Raw genomic sequence first — 1,436 nt, 5'->3', positions numbered from 1 at the left:
TGTGTCCTGCTGACTGCACCCGTGCTCTCATTTTCTACGTTTTGACGATTCAAATTTTTACCCCTGCTGAACAGTTACCAATGAAGGATTGATGCTTCTTTCAGCATGAACTGAGTTCTACCGTAGGGTCGGACGGACCCGAACGCAACGCATGGGGAGATGATGTAATTCCTCGGATGCTTCCGTGCCTCTGAGGTTGTCGTCGACGAACCATGAATCCCCCGGCTTTAGCCGTGGGGAGCGTCAAGCCCGGCCAATATTTCACGTTTCTCGCCCTGTTATGTGGTATTCAATTTCGGAAGATCTTTTTTTCGGGAATCATCCATTATCGCCGTATATCTCTCGACACGCTTGTCATTGACTCGTCCAGCGCATACTGGGCAGCCACATTTTCTCCCGGTTGCCCGGGAATGAATGACTGCTTTCCAAATATGGCCGTTCGGACATTGCCACCAAACCTTTTTATGACTCCCTATAGTCACCATTTCCGGCGTCAGCGGATTATTTAATGTAGGATGCCATTGCTTTGCCAGCTCCGGTATTACTGAGGCTAAGTCATTAAAGCCAGGCCAGACCTTCTTACCGGCACAATAAGGGCAGCCTGAACCATGAGATGTTCTGGATCCCACTCTCGCCAAGTACTCATGGCCCCGCTCACACTGCCACCAAACTTCTTGATTGCAATAGGGAGATGTTGTTTCTGGCGTAAAATTTCCGTTTTTTGTCGTGTGCCACTGGGCAGCAATTTCTGGGAAAAAAGTTTTTAAATCGTTTTCACCAGGTATGATGATTTTCCCAGCGCAAACTGGACAACCCACACCGTTTGCCCGGGAAGCAATTTGGGCTCGCCATTCATGGCCTTTTTCGCACTGCCACCACACTTTGCGAAGTGTGCCGGCCACGACATCCTCTGGAGTGAGGCGCCCATTTTTGGTTGGATGCCACTGTTGCGCAAGTTGGGGATGGGTAGTTGCCAAATCATTATAGCCTTTGATGACTGCCCGATTGGCACAGTAAGGACAGCTGCATCCCTCTGCGCGGGATTTTACGATAGCCTGCCACTCGTGCCCCTTGTCGCAAACCCACCAGATTTTCCTTTTACTTCCTGTGGTCACCATTTCCGGTGTCAGCGTTCCGTTTTTTGTGGGATGCCACTGAGCGGCAATTTCCGGCATTTGTGAAGCCAAATCGTTAAAGCCAGGCCAGACTTTTTTGCCAGCACAATAAGGGCACCCGTAACCATTATAAATACGATTATTTATTTTTTGCTGCCATTCGTGCCCTTTGTCGCAAACCCACCAGGTTTTTCTATTACTCCCTGTGGTCACCATTTCCGGCGTCAGCGTTCCGTTTTTTGGAGACCGCAGAAAATTCTGTGTAATCGACGAACCTCGACAGTATGAAAATCTTCGACTAAGTCAAGAATGAGAACAAAC

Annotated in this window: 1 protein-coding gene; it reads right to left on the bottom strand. The window is 49.0% G+C overall.

The features are described from left to right. Positions 1-278: 278 nt before the first annotated feature. Positions 279-1,367 (bottom strand): zinc-ribbon domain-containing protein, encoded by a 1,089-nt coding sequence (locus JQM68_RS13580; protein WP_268821531.1) that lies wholly within the window; start codon positions 1,365-1,367, stop codon positions 279-281. Between the last annotated feature and the right edge of the window lie 69 nt (positions 1,368-1,436).

The sequence above is a fragment of the Oscillibacter valericigenes genome (assembly GCF_021531435.1).
Taxonomy (GTDB): domain Bacteria; phylum Bacillota; class Clostridia; order Oscillospirales; family Oscillospiraceae; genus Oscillibacter; species Oscillibacter valericigenes_B.
Note: the sequence above shows the minus strand (reverse complement) of the source record. Positions and strands in the feature narration are given on the sequence as shown.